The following is an 18,802-nucleotide window of genomic DNA, read 5'->3' on the forward strand; positions in this document are numbered from 1 at the left end:
GAACGCACCCCTCTCCCGGAGGGGAGGGGCTGGGGTGGGGTTACGCTACCCAGTCGCTTCGCATTCCGTTACCTTTGCCGGCCCATTCATCTGTTTGCCATGTCTTTCGCCGCGCTTCGTCCACATATCAAACCCACTCTGTTGCTGGCCTACCCAGTGGTGCTGAGCCAGTTGGGCCACGTGCTCGTCAACGTCTGCGACAGCGTGATGGTGGGCCATATTGAGCCGCCCGCGCTGGCGGCCACGTCGTTGGCGGCTATTTCGCTGGGTGTGAGCACGAGCACCGTTGGGTTGGTGCTGGGCCTGGGCGTGTCGTTGGGCATCACGCCGCTGGTAGCCGCCGCCAACGGCCGCCGCGATGTGCCCGCGTTGGGCAGGCTGCTGGTGAACGGTGTGTGGCTATGCTTGGCGGCGGGCCTGGTGCTGGCCTTGCTGGGCTTTGCCCTGACGCCGCTGCTGCGCTACCTGCACCAGCCGGCCGCTGTAGAGGCCCTGGCTCGGCCCTGGATTCAGGTGCTGTTTGTATCCTACGTGCCGCTGATGCTGTTTCAGGCGTTCAAGCAGTTTGCCGAGGGCCTGGGCCTCACCCGCCAGGCTATGTACTTGTCCATCATAGCCAATGTAGTCAACGCCTTTTTGTGCTACGTGCTGATTTTTGGCCATTTTGGGGCAGCGCCGATGGGCATGATGGGCTCGGCCTGGGCCACCCTCATGGCGCGCGTATTGATGGCCATGCTCATGGGAGCCTATGTGCTACGGGCAGCCCGCCTGCAACCCTACCGCGAGGCCGCCAGCGCCCAACTCCTCCCCGATGCCGTTACGCTACGCCGGTTGCTGGGCCTGGGCGCACCCATTGGCGTGCAGATGATGTTTGAGATGGGTGCCTTCAGCTTCTCAGCCATCATGATCGGCTGGCTGGGCGCTACGCCGCTGGCCGCGCATCAGATTGCCATCAATGTAGCGTCCGTCACTTACATGGCCGCTAGTGGCATTGCGGCAGCGGCCACCATCCGGGTAGGCAATTTTTATGGTCTGGGCGACGGCCCTAGCGCCCGGCAGGCGGGTTTCACGGCGTATTGGCTCACCTTCGTGTTCATGGGCACAATGGACCTGGTACTGGTAGTGGGCCGCGGTTTCATCCCCTACCTCTACAACGACACGCCACTGGTAGTGGAACAAGCCGCCGGGCTGCTGCTCATTGCCGCGCTGTTTCAGGTATCCGATGGCTTGCAGGTGGTAGGGCTAGGCGCCTTGCGCGGCCTGGAAGACGTAAAAGCGCCCTCCGTGGTGGCCTTGCTGGCCTACTGGGCTATAGCGCTGCCCGTGGGTTACGGCCTGGGCTTTGGGCTGGGCTGGGGCGCCACCGGCGTGTGGATAGGGCTACTCACCGGCCTCACGCTAGTGGCGGGCGTGCTGCTGTGGCGCTTCCGGCAGCACAGCGCCCAAACACCGGCAGCCGTGAACCCCGAGCGCATTGTGATGGCGCATTGAGTGGTGAGATGGTGAAATGGTGAAGTTGTGAAGTTGTGAATATGGCTGTCATCCTGAGCATTCCGCGCATCAAGCGGCGACGAAGGACCTAATCACAATTGAACGATGGGCATAACAACGACTCGTTCTACCGGCATAAGGTCCTTCGTCGCCGCTTGATGCGCGGAATGCTCAGGATGACAGCCATATTCACCATCTCACCATCTCACCACTTCACCATCTCGCAACTAAAAAACTCCCTTTCAGCGTTGGCACGGAAGTAGTATTTCTATTTGCCATGTCCTTCCTATCGTTTTTATTGCCTGCCCTGCTGCTGGGCCGTTTTTCTTCTGCTCCCGCGCCTACCCAAACCACGCCGCCTAAGCCGGTCGTTATTGCCTGGTCGGCACAACGCAAGCTCACCTGGGCCGATTTCAAGAGCAAGCCTACCCCTGCCGACCGCTTAGCTGCGCTTACATCAGGTAATATCGATGTGCAGGTAGGCTGCAAGGATTTCGTGTTTTCCTCGCAGGTGCAGGCTGTATTCATGCCCACCGAATCGTGGGTGCGGGAGGCTACCACGGCCAGCCCCGACCTGCTGCGCCACGAGCAGCTACACTTCGACATCACAGAGCTATATGCCCGCCGCATGCGCCAGAAGCTGAGCCAGACTCAGTTCGACTGCCAGCACCTGCAACCCAAGTTTCAGAATCTGACCAAAGCCGTGTTTGCGGAGTGGCAGCGCGAAGAAGCCCGCTACGACCAGGCCACCAACCACGGCCTGAACAAGCAGCAACAGCAGCTCTGGGAAACTCAGGTGCAGCAAAAGCTGGCGCAGCTAGAGCAGTTTGCCCTGGCCCAGTAAGTTGTTTTGGGGTTGCATTTTTCGATAAAAGCCCGTCATTTCGACCAGCGAGAGAAATCTCGCGTGCTGATGGTAGATACTATCTCTCGTCAGCACGCGAGATTTCTCTCGCTAGTCGAAATGACGGGCTTTTGAAATTACTACCCTTATGACACCCTCTCCTACCCCACTTTCCTGGGATGAATTCCTGCGCGTCGATCTGCGCGTGGGCACTATTGTAGAAGTTCGCGAATTTCCGCAGGCGCGCAAGCCAGCTTACCAGCTGTTTGTTGACTTAGGACCCGAAATCGGGCTGAAGCAATCCAGCGCCCAGATCACGCACCACTACCAGCCCTCCGACCTCCTAGGCCGCCAGGTGTGGTGCGTAGTCAACTTCCCGCCCAAACAAATCGGCCCGTTTCGCTCCGAGGTCCTCGTGACGGGCACACCCGATGCGGCTGGGCATATTGTGCTGACCTCAGTAGCCAGCCCCGTGCCTAACGGCAGCCGCCTGATTTGAGAGTGATGAGAGTGTGAAGTGGTGACTGAAAAAGACGCCTGTCATCTTTGCGCACTCGCTCGGCCATACTAAATGAGCACTACACCTAAGTAACTATTCCTTAGAGCCGTCTGCGCCACTTGCACGAGCTATACGGTAGGCAGGCGCACATAGTAGAGCTGCTGGCGCGTAGGTTTCACTCGGCATAGCCGGGCGAGCACAGTGCTATTTCGCTTGATTGTTCTGGCTGGCTTCTTCCAGCTTCTTTTCGCGTGCTGCCAGACTATCAATAATCTCCCCGTAGATACCGTCCAGGTCTTTGTCGTGGATGGCGTAGTAGCGGTAGCTCTGCTGAAAGGTCGAATCTGAGACTTGGTGCTGCTGCAATACCAAGCGCTGCTGCTCGTTGTAGAGCGCCCGCGCCGAATCGGTGCTCAGGCGTCCCGACTCAATACGCGCTTCCAAAATGTGCAGGTCGATGAGGATGCTGCGCATTTGTTCTTTGGAGAGCAAATTGGCAGGTGGCACAGCCATTTCGGGCCGGTCGCAACTGCTCAGCAACAGGCTCAAAGACAGCAGGGCGTAGGATAAAAGAGTTTTCACGTGGGCAAAGTTAGCCAGATCCTGTAGTTTAGCCGTGATGAATACGCCCGAAGCCACGCCTTTCCAGCAACTCGTGCGCCGTTTGCGGCAAATGGAGATACGTATTCTCAAGACCGCCGATGCGCAGCTACAAGGCGATTTCAGCTCGGTGTTCAAAGGAACGGGGTTGGAGTTTGATGATGTGCGCCTCTACCAGTACGGCGACGAAGTGCGCGCCATCGACTGGGCCGTATCCAGCAAAGGCCACGGCACGTTTGTGAAGACGTACAAGGAAGAACGCGAACAGTCGGTTTTATTGCTACTCGATGTCAGCGCCTCGCAGCAGGTAGGTGCCCAGGGTAGGCGCAAGCTCGATGTGGGCCGCGACATCTGTGGTCTGTTGGCGCTGGCCGCCGCCCGGCAAGAGGCGCAGTTGGGTATTTTCGCATTTTCGGACCAAAAAGAGTTGTTTCTATCGCCGGGCAAGGGTATTCGGCACGCCTACGCCCTCATTAAACGGTTGTTTGACTTGGAGCCCCGCTCGCGTCAAACCAACGTAGCCGAGGGCATCAAGCAGGCGCTGGGCCTGCTGAAGCGGCGCAGCATTGTGCTCTTGATTTCGGATTTCATCGACACCAACTACGAGCGGGAGCTGACCATGCTGGCCCGCAAGCACGACCTGATTGTGGTGCAGCTGCTGGACCAGCGCGAGCGGGAGTTTCCGCCCCTGGGCATCATTCCGCTACTCGACCAGGAAACCGGCCGCACGGTGTGGACAAACACGTCCTCGGCGGCGTTTCGGGCTCGTTACCGGGCTACGTATGAGCAAAACCGCGAGCAGATCGGACAAATTTGCCGGCGCCACCGCACCGAGTTTCTATCCATTGCTACCGACTCCGACTTTGTGCCGCAGCTGGTGAGCTTGTTTCGGAGGCGCAACCAGCGGGGCGGCCGTGGGTAAGCGTGGCGCTTGGGTAGGGCAGCTACTAGCGGTGCTTTTGGGGCTGCTAGCTAGCACTGCATACGGGCAGGCCGGGCCCCGCAACGACTCTTTGCCGCGGGGACGGTTTGTGCAGCCTACTGTGCGCGTGGGCCAGCCCATTCGCTACGAGCTGACTTACCGGCACGCGCCCAACCTGGAGGTGATTTTCCCGGATTCGACGGCCAGTTTCGCGCCGTTTGAGCTGATTCGGCGCTCCTACCAACCTACCCGCACCCGCCAGGGCCGCAGCCTCGACCGCACCGTGTACCTGCTGCGCACCTTTTCTCTGGACCCCGTGCAGCACCTGCGCCTGCCTGTGCTGGTGTTGCGCGGCCGCGATACGCTCACGGTGCCCGCCCTCCCCGACTCGGTGCGCCTAACGCGCACGGCGGCTCCTTTACAACCCGGTGTTCCTACCCCTACCCTCCGCGCTAATGTGCAGCCGTTGCCTGTAGAGGCGCGCTTCAACTATCCGTACTGGCTGGCGGGTTTCGCAGCGTTGGCACTTGTGGCCGGGGGGCTGGTACTAGGCTTTCGCAAGCGCCTGCGCCGACGCTACCAACGATACCGTCGGCGCAAAAACCACGCGTATTTTCTGGCACAGTATGCCCGCCACGTGGAGCGGTTTGAGCTGTCGCGCTCCCTTACCAATATGGAGCGCGCCATCACACTCTGGAAAAACTACCTCAGCACCCTCGAAAACAACAGCATCAACAGCCTGACTACCCGCGAGATAGTAGCGCACTACCACCACGACCCACGCGTGGCTCAGGCCCTGCACCTGGCCGACCGCATGATCTACGGCAACCAGCTCATGGAGGAAGAAACCGAAAGTGCCTTGGTATTTGAGCTGTTGCGCGAGTTTGCAGAAGTGCGCTATCAGGCCGATGAGCGCTCAGCGAATCCAGCACGGCAGTAGCTCAAATAGCCCCTTAAGAACTGCGCTATCCTAGATATTATACTCAGCACTAATTATTTACCAGCCGTATGCGCAGTAGGCTTGAACACAGTACGCAACGCGTGCAGCGCGGCTGGATGGTAGATTGTTGCGTGCGTTTCTTCGGGCATAGATTCGTAGTACCACCGGATAGTGCGCTTCGCTGCTTTCAGCGCGGATGGTAACCGGCGCGATTCCGGAATCTGAGCATCATCGCTGCTGGAGGCAACGTACACCGTTTTTGCCGGACCGCTGTAGCTCGTTAGCAGTGCCTTGGCCTGGTCTACCAACTGGCCCTTGTTCCACCACAGGCTAGGGTCGAAGGCAATATAGGTGTCGAAAAGCTCTGGCTCCAAGAGCAGTGTTTCCAGCACAAACAGGCCCGCCAACGACTCCCCCATGATGGCCGTTTCGGCAGCGGTGTGGTACCGTTCCCGGATTAGGGGCATGAGCTCCGTGCGAATAAACAGCCGAAATGCGGCCGATCCGCCTACCTGTGGGGCAATCTTCCGATCTTCTTCGCTGTTGGTGGGGCCAGTCAGGTCGCGCCGGCGTTGGGTATTTTCAATTCCGACCAATATAAACGGGCGCATGGTTCCGTTGCCCGTGAGCACCTGCACCAAACCAGCCACATGCAGGAAGTCTTCTTTCTGCCCGCCATCGGGCATATACAGCACGGGCAGCCGGATGGCGGCTGAATCGGTATAACCCGGTGGCACATACACGTTGATGCGGCGCGTTTCGTGCAGCGCCTCCGACGGCAGCGTGAAGGTTTGCCCGATGGTCAGGGGCGTGGACGTTGTTTGGGCGTGCGCCGCTGGGTAACAGCTCACAAAGAGCAACAAGGCGCAGAGTACAAAGAGACGACTAGCTTTCACAAGAAAGAGAATAGTATAAGATACCGGAAGGAGCCGCGAAGGTACGCGAATGAGCCTAGGCCCCGCGCTTATCCCTTGTATTCTAGGCACGGGAAGAATCGGTGGTTGCTGCTAGCTCTTCCCCGCTCGTGCAGGTACACGTCGTACCAAACTACACGCCCAGTGCAGAGAGGCCTACCCCTACTGCGCCTTTGCTCGGTTTGTATACTTTGCGAAAGATTTATCTTCTCGCCTGTATAGCCGATCTGATGCCAATAACACACAACAAGGAGCTAGCCGCCCCACCCCACTACCCCGTCTTAGACGGTCTGCGCGGAGTTGCGGCCATCATCGTGGTTACCTTTCATCTGACCGAGCCACTAGGAACTGGGCATCTGGATATTCTGGTCAATCACGGCTATTTGGCGGTCGACTTCTTCTTCCTGTTATCTGGCTTCGTGATTGGCTACGCCTATGATGACCGTTGGTACAAGATGAGCGTGAGCGGTTTCCTAAAGCGCCGGATCGCACGCCTCCAACCCATGGTAGTGCTGGGAGTGACCCTCGGCGCCATCGGCTTCTATTTCACGGATTCTACCATCTGGCCACTCATTCATACGGTTCCCGTCTGGAAGATGCTGTTGGTGCTGCTCATTGGGTATACCATCCTACCCGTGCCGCTGTCGCTGGATATACGGGGCTGGCAAGAGATGCACCCTTTGAATAGCGTGGGCTGGTCGTTGTTCTTCGAATACATAGCAAACCTCTTGTATGCCCTCTGGATCCGGAAGTTTTCCAACACCGCTTTATGCATTCTGGTTGGCCTCTCGGCTATTGCCCTGGCTCATTTGGCCATCACCAACGGCGACGTTAGTGGCGGCTGGACGCTGAATGTGGAGCAGGTCCGCATTGGACTCACCCGCACGATGTTCCCTTTCAGTGCTGGCCTGTTGCTTTCTCGGGTAGCCAAACCCACGGGGCGCATACGCAACGCCTTTTTCTGGTGCAGCCTGCTACTGGCTATCCTGCTGTACATGCCGCGCCTGGGCGGCGCGGCGCATCTGTGGCTGAACGGACTTTATGAATCGGTATGCATTCTTCTTCTTTTCCCGCTCATCGTTTACCTGGGTGCCAGTAGCGCGGAGCAAACGCACCGCGAGAGCAGCCTATGCAGATTTTTGGGCGACCTATCCTACCCGCTTTACCTGGTGCACTACCCGCTGGTCTATTTTTATGTTGCTTGGATCAGCAACCATCCAGGTACCACGCTCGCGCAGGCGTGGCCCTATGCGCTACTTATTTTACTAGGCGGAATCGTGCTGGCGTATGCTGCCTTGAAATGGTACGATGAGCCGGTTCGCAAGTGGTTACGGAGAAAACTTGTGTAGGGTCGGAATATCAAAATATAGGCAGCCACGGCGCTGGCATCAGCCACTTACCGCTATCTGTTCTTATTCTACAGTACTCGTAGTGAGGAGCTTGAACTGCTTTTTTGCTTAGAACTAGTTTCGTAGGCAGCAAAAAACCTGTACCTTCTCCGGTATCGTACCGCAGCGCACACTTTGTAGCGCGTTGGATAGATGGCCTACCCCGGCCACCAGGTCACGAAGCCGCTCGTCACTAGGACTACCTTCCTACCCATACTCCACATCCTATGCAAACGAACCACGTTACGTACCACCCCCAGGCCTCCGTGCCTTCTAGCCTACGGCACACCCTGCGCCGGAGTATTCTGCCAGCCGTACTGCTGAGCCTGCTTTCGGGCTGTCAAGAGGAGGTTTTTATCGACAGTGACGCGACGGGCGGAGTGGCCCCTACCCAAGTCAGCGCGCTGGCCGTTGTGCCCAAAAGCGAAGCGCTGCTGGCGCTGACTAGCTACGACAACAAGTACTACAACCAGTACGGCACATACGGCCCTAGCTTCAAGGCCAACTACTGGTTTGATCTGGCCAAGACCCGGCGCATGGACTTCTGGACCCAGGCCGAGGCCATCGAAACCGTCATCGACGCCTACAACGTCAACCCTACCACTGAGTACAAGAACAAAATTCAATATCTCTACAACGGCATGCGCGATGCCCACGGCCTGCTGTGGAGCAGCAACGAGTTCAACGACGACATCATCTGGGGCTCCTTGATGTGCATCCGCGCCTACGAGATCTGGAACGACGGGGGCATGCTGGATATGGCCCGGCAGAACTTTGACCTGGTGTGGGCCCGCGGCTGGGACACCACATTGGGCGGGGGCTTGTGGTGGAAAACCGACAAGCTTTCCAAAAATACCTGCGTGAATGCGCCGGCCGTGATTTGCGCCATGCGGCTCTACAAGGCCACCGGCGACGTGAGCTACCGCAACAAAGCCAAGATGATTATGGATTGGCTGGTGCCGCAGATGTATGTGTCCGCCACCGGCGAAGTGAAGGGGGCAGTGAACAAAGCCGGCCAGATTACGGAAGGCGCCTTGCTGTATACGCAGGGCACCTTCATTGGAGCGGCCAATGAGCTGCGCCCCTACTACAGCAGCCCCGACTACCGGGCCATGGGCCTGAAAGCCGTGGACTACGCCCGCACCAGCTTGTCCAAGTCGCCCGGCGGTATTTTGCAGGACGAAGACGCCGTACTGGACATCCAGGGAGGTAAGTCCATCTTTGCGCGGTGGGCCTGCATTTTCGTGAAAGACACCGGCACCGCCTCCACGTACGGTCCGTGGCTGGACCTAAATGCTAGCCAGGCGTGGTCGATCCGCAACTCAAACGGCATCATGTGGAATTTGTGGAGCACGCGCACCTCCGACACGGATAATCTGAACTCGTGGCGCACGAATGGCGGCGTGTCCATGATGCTTAATCTCTATCGCTTTCGCTAGCCTAACAGATAGAAAATTAGATACTATATGTAGTCAAAAGAAACAGAAAGCCCCTCCAATGAGGGGCTTTCTCGTTTTCACGGTAGGGTGATAGCGCAGAGAGCAACAATCTATTATCTCTGGCATCAATTGCTATCAGACACACCTGATGAGAAACTGCGCTGCGTGAAGTTTTAATGAAGCATTGTTGCATATAAACCAATAACTGCTTTAATATTGCATCATTGTTTCACTAAAACTTCACGTAGCGCAGTTTACTTCTATGAAATTCAACCTTTCCACCTCTGCTTTTTTACTGGCTTTGCTCGCCACGGCAACGCTGTCTTCGTGTGATGACAACGATTCTGAAACACTGCCAGATACAGCTGCATCTGAACAAGAGTACCGTTACGTGCGGATACTGGTAAGCGACGAGCAAGCCACCAAGCTCACCCAGATTACCCCATCTGACGCCTCGGTAGCGTCTTTCGACACGAAGTTTCCGCTGGCTAATCTATACACCACAGCCTCGGGTCGATTTGCAACAGTGCTGTATCAAAACCAAAATCTGGTAGAGGTATTCGATACGGGCCTGGAGTCGCACGTAGACCATGTGGATGTGAAAGGCACGCCAAAGTGGGCTGCCATCACGGCCACTAGCCCGAAGCCTACCCACTTCAAGAGCAAAAACACTGAGTCGCTGATTTTCAACGACGGCGACGGCACCCTCAGCGCTGGCAACGACGCCGATTTTCATACGCCGGGCGCCAAATTCAAGACCATCAATGCCGGGCTGCTGCCGCACCACGGTGCCATGGCCCAGTTCGACAATGGCAACTACGCCGTGACGGTTGCCCCTACCTCTGGCGCCAGCCCTACCAGCGTGCGCGTGGTGAGTAGCACGGGCAGCCTGGTGCACGCCTCCACGCTGACGACTGGCAGCATCCACGGCAACGCCACCGATGGGCAGAACGCCGTATTTGGCTGTTTTACCACGGCTGCTAATACTTCGGGCAGCGTACTGGTAGTGAAGCAGTCGGGTGAGCAGCGCCTGATTGCTAACCCTGCTGATTTTGGTGCCTTCCGTCTGGCCAGCATCTATTACGCTGAGGGGGCCAACAAATTCATCGGCTATGTAGCAACCAAGGGAGCTTACCTCATCGACCTGGGCACTGACCGAATCACGCCCATCTACACTGGTGCAGATGCTATACAGTGTAAGGTAGACCAGGCAGGCAAGAACCTATTGATTCTTACCCTGGACGGAAAGCTGCGCGTGTACGACCTCGCCACCGGCACCTTGAAAAAGGAAGGCCAGGCCGTTGCCGCTACCCCCGCTGCCGACACGTATAAGCCGGTGCTGGAAGCTACGGAGCGCTACGCTTACATTGCCATGCCGACGCTGGGCGAGGTGCATCAGGTGAAACTCACTGACTTCAGCAGCGTGACCAAGCACAAAGTATCGGCCCGGCCGGTGCGCCTCACAGTAGCCGGCTTCGAGAGTAGCGCTGCGCATTAACGGCTCACGGCTTGCCCAGGCAGCCACCGATAGAGTAGTATCTTTGGAAGACTTCCGTGGCGGAAGGGATACAGTCGTATCCTGCACGCCCGGGAGTCTTTTGCCGTTTACTCTGCTTTTTACTCTATGCTTGAACAGCTCTGGCACCGCCTGCTGGCCCCTTTCCTGGACGCCCTGCGCTACTCCACGCTCACGGGTTACAGCTGGCAGGAGCCGCGCTTGCTGTTGTTGCTGCCGGTGGTGCCGCTGCTGTTTGTGGGGCGCTGGGCACTGGCCTACCGCCGCCGGGCCCGGCTGGGGGTGGCCTTTGTGGGGGGTAGGGTGCGGCAGGACTGGTCGGCGCTGTTGCGGTTTGTGCCCGATGTGGTGCTGGCCCTCAGCCTGATGTTTGGCCTGGTAGCCCTGGCCCGCCCCCAGCGCACCGACGAGCGCGTGGTGCAAACAGGAGAAGGCATTGACCTACTGCTAGTGCTGGACGTGTCGGGCTCGATGGAGCTGGGCGACCTGCGCCCCAACCGTCTGGAAGCCGCCAAGCGCCTGGCCCGCGAGTTTGTGGACAGCCGCGCCGGCGACCGGGTAGGGCTGGTGGTGTTTGCCGGCGACGCCTACTCCCTGGCCCCGCTCACCACCGACTACGACCTGCTGCGCGACGAGCTGCACAACCTGCGCCTGGGCATGATTGCCAACGATGGCACGGCCATTGGCTCGGCGCTGGGCGTGGCCACCAACCGCCTGCGGGCCTCGCGCAGCCGCACCAAAGTCTGCATTCTGCTCTCCGATGGCGAGAACACTGCCGGCAGCCTCGACCCGCTCACAGCGGCCCAGTTGGCCCACGCCTACGGCCTGAAAATCTATACTATCGGCCTGGGCCGCGACGGCACCGTGCCCTTCGGCACCGATCCCGCGGGCCGCACCCGCTACGTGGAAACCCGCCTCGACGAAACCACCATGCGCCAGATTGCCCAGGCCGGCGACGGCCAGTTCTTCCGCGCCACCGACAACGCTGCCCTGCGCCAGGTGTTCCGGCGCATCAACCAGTACGAGAAATCCGAAATCAAGCAGACGCGCTTCCGCAACACTAAGGACTATTACCGCGTGTACCTGGGCTGGTGCGTGTTGTTTTGGCTGGTCTGGTTGGGGCTGAAAAATACGTTTCTGACGAACGCGCTGGAGGATTAAGGCTACCCTTCCACACACCCCACCGCGGCAGTGCCTACCTTTGCGGCATGAGCATTGCCGAGAACATTCAGCACATAGAAACTGAGCTGCGCGGCACCGCCGCCCGGCTGGTAGTCGTCACCAAAACTCACCTGGTAGCGAAGCTGCAAGAAGCCTACGACGCCGGCGCGCGGCTGTTTGGCGAAAACAAGGTGCAGGAGATGGTAGCCAAGCAGCCCGAGCTACCCGCCGATATCGAATGGCACCTCATCGGGCACCTGCAAACCAACAAGGTGAAGCAGCTGGCGCCCTTCGTGCACACCATCCAGAGCATCGACAGTCTGAAGCTGCTGCTGGAAATAGAGAAGCGCGCCGCCCAGCACGACCGGGTAATCAACGGGCTCCTGCAATTCCACATTGCTGATGAGGAAACCAAAACCGGCCTCAGCTTCGCGGAAGCCGAAGAAATCCTGCAATCGGAGGAATTTCAGCAGTTCCGCCACGTGCGCCTCACGGGCGTGATGGGCGTGGCTACCTTCACCAATGACACCGCCCAATTGCGCCGCGAGTTCCAGACGCTGCGCGGCTACTTCGAGGAGCTACGCAACCGCTTCTTCGCTGAGGCTGACTATTTCCGGGAAATTTCCATGGGCATGAGTGCCGACTACCCCTTGGCTATTGAAGAGGGTAGCACGCTGGTGCGGGTAGGCAGCGCTATTTTCGGGGCGCGGGGGTAGGATGCCCCTACAGAACGTCATTTCGACCAGCGGGAGAAATCTCGCGTGCTGACATCGGATAGATATTACCATCAAGCGAGATTTCTCCCGCTGGTCGAAATGACGTTCTGGCGAAGCACGCGAGATTCTTCGACAAGCTCAGAATGACGCTCTAACCACTCACCATTTCACCACTCACTATTTCACCATTTCCATGACTGCCCGACTTATTCTACAACTTGCCGCCCTGCTCGGTGCCCTGGGCGTGGGCATTGGCGCCTTTGGCGCGCACGGCTTGCGTGCGATGCTAGAAGCCACCGGCCGCTTCGATACGTTTGAAACCGCCGTGCGCTACCAGTTCTATCACACGCTCAGCCTGTTGGCAGTAGGCGTGCTACTGTACGCACGCCCCGAGCTGCGCCTGCTGGGCACCACGGCCGGGCTGTGGCTGGGCGGCATCCTGATTTTCAGCGGGTCGTTGTACGTGCTGTGCTTCACGGGCATTAAGTGGCTGGGCGCCGTTACGCCGCTGGGTGGCCTGCTGTTCATTGCCGGCTGGATTACGCTGCTGCTGGCTGCCCGGCAGCTGTAGGCAGGAATTATATATTCCATTGACTGAAGCATTGTAGACCGTCATGCTGAGCTTGTCGAAGCATCTCGCGTGCTGACATGGGATACTACCTAACAAAGCGGTAGAGATGCTTCGACAAGCTCAGCATGACGGTCTTTTGACTTTCTAAATAGCTTCAATAACTCAGTTCAGCCCTACTTTGCCTTTCACGGATTCAAAGAGCTTCTTTGAGTCGAATCCTACTCCTTGCTTGAACACGAGTTCCGTGTTACGAACCTGGCGGATGTCCTGCTCCACGTCGCCGGCCACCAGCACCAGATCGGCTTGCTTGCCTACTTCTACAGAGCCGATTTGGGCAGCCCGGCCGAGGTAGGTGGCACCGTTTAGAGTTGAAATTTTGATGGCCTGCGCCGGCGTAAAACCAGCTTCGACTAGCAGCTCCACTTGGCGGCGGTTAGCGTAGCCGGCCACCGTGCGACCGGCGCCGGTGGGGTCAGTGCCGGCCACCAGCAGGCCGCCGGCGTCGTAGAACATCTTTTCCCAGGCCATTTCCTTTTTGAACAGCGCGGCGCTGGCTGAGTCGCGGCCCTGGTTGCGCTGCCAGGTGGTTTGCTCGCGCTCCTGGAGCTGTGGAATCAGCGCTTCCAGGCCGCCACCCAGCACCACCTCGCGGCCCGTGTAGGGCTCAAATACGGGTAGGGTTGATGTGAGGGCCACCTTCTTGCTGATCAGAAATTGAATAAGCGCCTTCATTTCGGGGCTGTTCTCGGGCAGGTTTTGCAAGCCGCGGTGTGAGGTAGGGTAGTCGCACACGTCGGGTTGGTGGTTGGGCTCGAAGTCGGAGCTGGCCATGAAGCCGTGCTCCAGGTTGTCGATGCCCAGCTCGGCGGCTTCGCGGTAGGTGATGGCGCACAGGTGGCCCGTTATTTTGAGGTGGTGTGGGTGCGCTACCCCTACCACGGCGGCCAGGTCGGCGCGGGTGGCGTGCATGTACATCTTGAATGACGTGCAGCCCCGGTCGGCCCAGTAGGTGGCGGTGCGGGCCGCGTCCTCGGGGCCGTGCACCGTATTCAGGGCCGGAATATCCATGCCGGGCTCCTCAATGTAGGGCGCCGTCACGTCGATACTCGGCCCAATGAGCTTGCCCTCGCCAATCAGGCGCTGAATGGCCAAATCGGTTTGCGGCTCCACGCTGCCGGCCGTGCGGATGGTAGTAGCGCCTCCAGCCAAGTACAGGCGCGGAAACGAGTAGGGCATCTCGGCAATGTTGAAGAAACTACCCGCCGGCATGGTATAATACAGGTGCTCGTGCAGCATCACTAGGCCCGGCAGCAAGGTTTTGCCCGCGCCGCTGATGATTTCGGCTTCCTTCGGCACTTTCACTTTCCCGGCTTTGCCTACCTGCGTGATGCGGCCCGCCTGGAACACCACTGTTTGGTGCGCCTGCGCCGGCCGACCGGTGCCGTCGATGAGCTTCACGTCGGTAATAGCTACTACACTGGCTTTCACCTTGATGTACTCCTGCACTTGCGGCGTGAACGTAGTTTGCGCGTGGGCCGACGCGGCGAAGACAATGGCCGAAAAAAGTAGAAGGCGTGCAAGCATAGCGCGAAGATTTAGGTGGGGAAGATAGCGAATGGCAACGTTCGATAGGCTTTTGCCGACTGTGGTATTGGCCGCGCCGCTGTATCTTCCACCATCGCCACATAGCCCTCCACTTATGCCTACCCCTACCCTCCTGAAAAGCGCTGCGTTTGCGGCAGCCCTCTTCGCGGCCGCCGCCACAGCATCGGCCCAACGCAGCACTACGCATCAACTGAAAGCCACGCCCCAAACCGTGGCCTGGGGCTACTACGACGCCCAGGCCAAGCCGGTGCTGCGCATCAAGTCCGGCGACGCGGTGCAGGTTGAAACGCTCATCACCTCCAGCCCTACCCGCCTGGAAGGTGCCGGCGTAAAGCCCGATCAGGTAGAACAATCCTTGCGCGACATCTACAGAGATGTGACCAACAAAGGTCCCGGTGGGCACATCCTCACCGGGCCTATCTACGTGGAGGGCGCCGAGCCCGGCGACGTGCTGGAAGTGCGTATCCGGAAAATAGACCTGGCTATTCCCTACGCTTACAATGCCTTCGGACCTACCAGTGGGTTTATTCCTGAGGATTTCGGCTACGCCAAAATGCGGATTATCCCGCTCGACAAAAAGCGCATGATGGCCGATTTTGCGCCGGGTATCGAAATTCCGCTGCGGCCATTTTTTGGAAGCATGGGGGTAGCGCCGCCCCCGGCCGCGGGCCGCGTGAACAGCGCGCCGCCCGGCATCCACGCCGGCAACCTGGATAACAAGGAGCTGGTAGCCGGCACCACGCTCTACATTCCGGTGCATGTGCCGGGGGCATTGTTTGAGGTAGGCGACGGCCACGCCGGCCAGGGCAACGGCGAAGTTGACATTACCGCCCTGGAAACCTCGCTGACCGGCACGCTGGAATTCATTGTGCGCAAAGACATGCACCTGACCTGGCCCCGTGCCGAAACGCCTACCGCCTACATCACCATGGGCACCGACGAGGACCTCACCAAAGCCGCCAAAATTGCCCTGCGCGAGATGATAACCTACCTGCAACAGGCCAAGCACCTCAGCAAAGACGACGCCTACATGCTGGCCAGCGTGGCCGCCGACCTAGAAATAACGCAGGTAGTAGACGGCACCCGCGGCGCCCACATGGTACTGCCCAAGAAGATTTTTACAGCAACGAAAAAGCAGAAATAATCCGTTTTCTGCCGTGCCGGATTAGCCATGCGCCCCAGGGCTGAAGCCCTGGGCTACGGAGCGTTTTCGCTTACAATCCACTGATTAGCCCAGGGCTTCAGCCCTGGGACACAGGATGCACGAACCCGCTATACTGTAGCTGGTGCTGCGGAGCCGGGGTAGGGCGGCACCAGCTACTTCCAATTTTTCAGAAGCCGCCGCATCATCACAATCTCGCCGGTGTGGTAGGCGGTATGGTCGGCAATGAGCAGGGCCTCACGCAGTAGCGTTTGCCCCGTGCCATGTGGAATGGGCGCCAGCAAGTCCTGCGCGGGGTCGCGCAGCAGGGCGATGAACCGGTCCCGGTCTTCCCGAATTTGCGTGAGCGTTTGCTGCCATTGTTCCTCTGTGGCGTTGGCGTCGCGGGCGGGCCAGTACCCCTCGGGCCATTTAGGCGACTCGTGTTTCTCCTGGCTGGAAAACTCCAGAATATCCCACTGTGCAATGCGCACGTGCTCAGCTAATTGCCAGATAGTATACGGCATATCCGGCACGTGCTTATTGAAGACCAGTAGCGGCACATCGGCGCAGGCTTCTTCAAAGGTGATGTGGGCGTTGGCCTCTGTTAGCAGGCTAACCAAGTGGTCGACAAGTGCCTCGCGGGTGTTCTGTTCCATAGCAGAGAAGTTGAAAAGGGTATGAGGAAGTATACGCAAAAACGGCCGCAGCAGAAACCAAAAATGGCCCGACTCTTCGCAGAGCCGGGCCATTGGTAGCCGCAAGCAGTTGTCTTACGACTTCTTCTTGGCTTTCATTTTGGCGTCGCCGATTTTCACTTTCTCTTTGCCCTCGGTATCCATGGCGGAGGTGGTCATAGCGGCAGCGTCTTTCACCTCACCTACCAACGATACCATGGCGTTGCCAGACGCTGAGTTCGACTCGATGGTCAGCACTTTGTTTTGCATGCCCATTTTGCCGGCGCTGTTGAATTTAGCCGTTACGGAGCCGGTTTTGCCGGGCATCACCGGGTCACGGGTCCAATCGGGGGTAGTGCAGCCGCAGCTTACGCCGATGTTGGAAATCACCAGCGGCGCGGTGCCCGTGTTCTTGAACTTGAAGGTGTGTTCTACGATGTCGCCTTGCGCTACGGAGCCGAAATCGTACTTCGACTCTTCAAACTGAATGTTGGGGCCAGCTACTTTCGCCTGAGCGTTGGCGGGTGCAACTGTTTGGGCCTGAGCCGCAACGCCAGCCATCGACAAGGACAGGGCAAGGAGGAGTATCTTTTTCATGATGCTAGAACGTTTGGTAGTTAGCGTAGAACAAAGTTAAGATTTCCGGGCAGGGAGCCAAGAACTTTGCCAGTTTGGCCTTTAAACTGGCGTAAGGCTGGTGAAGTTCAGAAGAATGGATTAGAATTTCATTAGTTTCTACTCAGCCGGCGCATCAGCAATGAGCTTCTGGTTGAAGTTCAGCAGGAACAGCCGCTCCGAGGCGCGGGTAATGGCCGTGTAGAGCCAGCGCGCAAACTCGGAGTTGACCATATCTTCTTTCAAAAAGCCGTGGTCGACGAACACGGCCTGCCACTGGCCGCCCTGGGCTTTGTGGCAGGTGAGGGCGTAGGCAAACTTCACCTGCAAGGCGTTCAGAAACGGGTCCTTGCGCAGGGCCGCCGACTTGTCGCGCTTGGTGGTAAGGTGGGCATAATCCAGTCCCACGGCGTCGTAGAGGGCTTTGTTGCGGTCGGCGGGTAGGGCGGGGCTTTCGGTGTGCAGGGTGTCGAGCAGCAGCTTTACCTCCTGCTCGGGCTCGTCGGGGTAGTCTACAAAGCGCACGCGGGCATCGGCAAAGTGAAACCCGAACTCCTCCGTGCGCCGCACGATTTTGGTGACCTGCACAAAGTCGCCGTTGGCCAGAAAGCCCATTTCTGAATCGTTGGGCAGCCAGAAGTAGTTGTTGCGCACCACCATCAGGTAGTCGCCCGACTCAATCTCATCCTCGGCCTCGAACAAAATGCGCCGGATGTACTGGTTGTACTGGTTGGCGTTTTTGTTGGAGCGGCAAATAATGGTGGTGTTTTCGTGGCCGAAGTTCTTGTAGGCCCAGCGCAGGCCGTCTTCCAGCTTGTCGCCCCCCATCTTGAAAATGTCGCGGTAGCCGCTGGTAAAGAACTGGATGTGGGGCTGTTCCTCGCGCAGTTCTTCGCGCAGGATGGTAGCATTCACCAGGATACCTGACTCCTCGGCCTGGCGCATCACCTGGCGCAGCTCCACCGAATCGACGGCGGCACGGAAGCGGTGGCGCAGCAGCTCGGGGTCGAGGGCGGGGCTCAGGAGTTGGCCCACGGGCGGCAGCTGGGCCGTATCGCCGATGAGCAGTAGGCGGTTGGTAGGCTTCTCGAATACGTAGCCCAGCAGGTCGTCGAGCAGGCCGTTTTCACCGAACGCCTTTTCGTCGGAAATCATGGAGGCCTCGTCCACGATGTAGAGCATGTCGGCGGTGCGGTTGGGCTGGCGCTGGAAGTTGAGGCGCTCCGAAGATGCGCCGCCGGTCTGGCGGTAGATTTTCTTGTGGATGGTGCTGGCCGCCACGCCCGAGTACACGCTCATCACCTTGGCGGCGCGGCCGGTGGGCGCCATCAGGGTGTATTTGCGGCCGCGCTGTTGCAGCCATTGCACCAAGGCGCTTACCACGGTGGTTTTGCCCGTACCGGCGTAGCCGCGCAGCACAAATGCTTTGCGGCCGGGCAGTTCATCGCGCAGAAACACGTCGAGCTTCTGAAAAAGCAGGGCTTGGTCCTGGGTAGGCTCGTAGGGGAAATAGTCGCGGACGGAAGGAATTCGGACGGATAGCATAGAGGGCAAAGATACAACGCTGTTCTTGGTGGAGGGAAAGCAACGCCATCGAACCAAGGCTACTGCCCTCGCTCGGCTGTGCCGAGTGAGCACTACGCCCCAGCAGCTCTGCTGCGCGCGTCTGTCACGCGTTGAGGCGGTTTCGAGCAAGCGGCGCAGCCGGATTCGGGGCATAGCCCCTCAGGCGTAGTGCTCACTCGGCACAGCCGAGCGAGGGC

General features: G+C 58.7%; 18 protein-coding genes. 12 read left to right on the forward strand and 6 right to left on the reverse strand.

Features of this window, described 5'->3' with window-relative positions; genetic code table 11:
- Positions 1-99 precede the first annotated feature (99 nt).
- From H8B15_RS10285 to H8B15_RS10295, 3 genes are all read left to right on the forward strand, one after another.
- The gene (locus H8B15_RS10285) at positions 100-1,491 is read left to right on the forward strand and encodes an MATE family efflux transporter (protein WP_187319598.1); all 1,392 of its coding nucleotides are present in this window, start codon (positions 100-102) and stop codon (positions 1,489-1,491) included.
- A 277-nt stretch (positions 1,492-1,768) separates the two neighbouring features.
- Positions 1,769-2,335 (forward strand): DUF922 domain-containing protein, encoded by a 567-nt coding sequence (locus tag H8B15_RS10290; RefSeq protein WP_187319599.1) that lies wholly within the window; start codon positions 1,769-1,771, stop codon positions 2,333-2,335.
- A 148-nt stretch (positions 2,336-2,483) separates the two neighbouring features.
- Entirely contained in the window at positions 2,484-2,834 is a 351-nt protein-coding gene (locus H8B15_RS10295; RefSeq protein WP_187319600.1) for a tRNA-binding protein, read from the forward strand.
- 204 nt (positions 2,835-3,038) lie between these two features.
- Here H8B15_RS10295 and H8B15_RS10300 read toward each other — a convergent pair whose 3' ends face one another.
- A complete protein-coding gene (locus tag H8B15_RS10300; RefSeq protein ID WP_187319601.1) occupies positions 3,039-3,416 on the reverse strand; it encodes a DUF4296 domain-containing protein in 378 nt (125 codons plus the stop codon).
- 37 nt (positions 3,417-3,453) lie between these two features.
- Here H8B15_RS10300 and H8B15_RS10305 point away from each other — a divergent pair, with 37 nt between their 5' ends.
- Both H8B15_RS10305 and H8B15_RS10310 read left to right on the forward strand, forming a co-directional pair.
- Positions 3,454-4,356, forward strand: coding sequence for a DUF58 domain-containing protein (locus H8B15_RS10305; protein ID WP_187319602.1), 903 nt, complete (start codon positions 3,454-3,456; stop codon positions 4,354-4,356).
- Positions 4,349-5,296, forward strand: coding sequence for a hypothetical protein (locus H8B15_RS10310; RefSeq protein ID WP_187319603.1), 948 nt, complete (start codon positions 4,349-4,351; stop codon positions 5,294-5,296). Before H8B15_RS10305 ends, H8B15_RS10310 begins: the two co-directional genes overlap by 8 nt.
- A 53-nt stretch (positions 5,297-5,349) precedes the next feature.
- On the opposite strand, the gene H8B15_RS10315 is transcribed toward H8B15_RS10310, so the two are convergent.
- The gene (locus tag H8B15_RS10315) at positions 5,350-6,147 is read right to left on the reverse strand and encodes an alpha/beta hydrolase (protein ID WP_343069149.1); all 798 of its coding nucleotides are present in this window, start codon (positions 6,145-6,147) and stop codon (positions 5,350-5,352) included.
- Between the two features lie 293 nt (positions 6,148-6,440).
- Between H8B15_RS10315 and H8B15_RS10320 the strand changes: the two genes are divergently transcribed.
- From H8B15_RS10320 to H8B15_RS10345, 6 genes are all read left to right on the forward strand, one after another.
- Positions 6,441-7,559 (forward strand): acyltransferase family protein, encoded by a 1,119-nt coding sequence (locus H8B15_RS10320; protein WP_187319604.1) that lies wholly within the window; start codon positions 6,441-6,443, stop codon positions 7,557-7,559.
- A gap of 266 nt (positions 7,560-7,825) precedes the next feature.
- Positions 7,826-9,037 (forward strand): glycoside hydrolase family 76 protein, encoded by a 1,212-nt coding sequence (locus tag H8B15_RS10325; protein ID WP_187319605.1) that lies wholly within the window; start codon positions 7,826-7,828, stop codon positions 9,035-9,037.
- Positions 9,038-9,299: 262 nt separating this feature from the next.
- Complete coding sequence (locus H8B15_RS10330) at positions 9,300-10,535, forward strand: hypothetical protein (RefSeq protein ID WP_187319606.1); 1,236 nt, start codon at positions 9,300-9,302, stop codon at positions 10,533-10,535.
- Between the two features lie 126 nt (positions 10,536-10,661).
- Entirely contained in the window at positions 10,662-11,714 is a 1,053-nt protein-coding gene (locus tag H8B15_RS10335; protein WP_246455383.1) for a vWA domain-containing protein, read from the forward strand.
- A 47-nt stretch (positions 11,715-11,761) separates the two neighbouring features.
- Positions 11,762-12,430: a YggS family pyridoxal phosphate-dependent enzyme gene (locus tag H8B15_RS10340; RefSeq protein ID WP_187319607.1), complete on the forward strand. Its 669-nt coding sequence runs from the start codon at positions 11,762-11,764 to the stop codon at positions 12,428-12,430.
- A gap of 193 nt (positions 12,431-12,623) precedes the next feature.
- Positions 12,624-13,001, forward strand: a complete 378-nt coding sequence (locus H8B15_RS10345; RefSeq protein ID WP_187319608.1) for a DUF423 domain-containing protein — start codon at positions 12,624-12,626, stop codon at positions 12,999-13,001.
- A gap of 162 nt (positions 13,002-13,163) precedes the next feature.
- On the opposite strand, the gene H8B15_RS10350 is transcribed toward H8B15_RS10345, so the two are convergent.
- Complete coding sequence (locus H8B15_RS10350) at positions 13,164-14,585, reverse strand: amidohydrolase family protein (RefSeq protein WP_187319609.1); 1,422 nt, start codon at positions 14,583-14,585, stop codon at positions 13,164-13,166.
- A 115-nt stretch (positions 14,586-14,700) separates the two neighbouring features.
- Here H8B15_RS10350 and H8B15_RS10355 point away from each other — a divergent pair, with 115 nt between their 5' ends.
- Positions 14,701-15,750 carry an acetamidase/formamidase family protein gene (locus H8B15_RS10355; protein WP_187319610.1) on the forward strand — a complete coding sequence of 350 codons (1,050 nt, stop codon included), beginning with the start codon at positions 14,701-14,703 and terminating at the stop codon, positions 15,748-15,750.
- A gap of 173 nt (positions 15,751-15,923) precedes the next feature.
- On the opposite strand, the gene H8B15_RS10360 is transcribed toward H8B15_RS10355, so the two are convergent.
- The 3 genes from H8B15_RS10360 to H8B15_RS10370 form a co-directional block, all read right to left on the reverse strand.
- Positions 15,924-16,406, reverse strand: coding sequence for a DinB family protein (locus H8B15_RS10360; protein WP_187319611.1), 483 nt, complete (start codon positions 16,404-16,406; stop codon positions 15,924-15,926).
- 114 nt (positions 16,407-16,520) lie between these two features.
- The gene (locus H8B15_RS10365; protein ID WP_187319612.1) at positions 16,521-17,021 is read right to left on the reverse strand and encodes a DUF1573 domain-containing protein; all 501 of its coding nucleotides are present in this window, start codon (positions 17,019-17,021) and stop codon (positions 16,521-16,523) included.
- A 138-nt stretch (positions 17,022-17,159) separates the two neighbouring features.
- Positions 17,160-18,584 (reverse strand): ATP-dependent DNA helicase, encoded by a 1,425-nt coding sequence (locus tag H8B15_RS10370; RefSeq protein WP_187319613.1) that lies wholly within the window; start codon positions 18,582-18,584, stop codon positions 17,160-17,162.
- Between the last annotated feature and the right edge of the window lie 218 nt (positions 18,585-18,802).

It is taken from the genome of Hymenobacter citatus, from assembly GCF_014333615.1.
In the GTDB taxonomy this organism is placed as follows: domain Bacteria; phylum Bacteroidota; class Bacteroidia; order Cytophagales; family Hymenobacteraceae; genus Hymenobacter; species Hymenobacter citatus.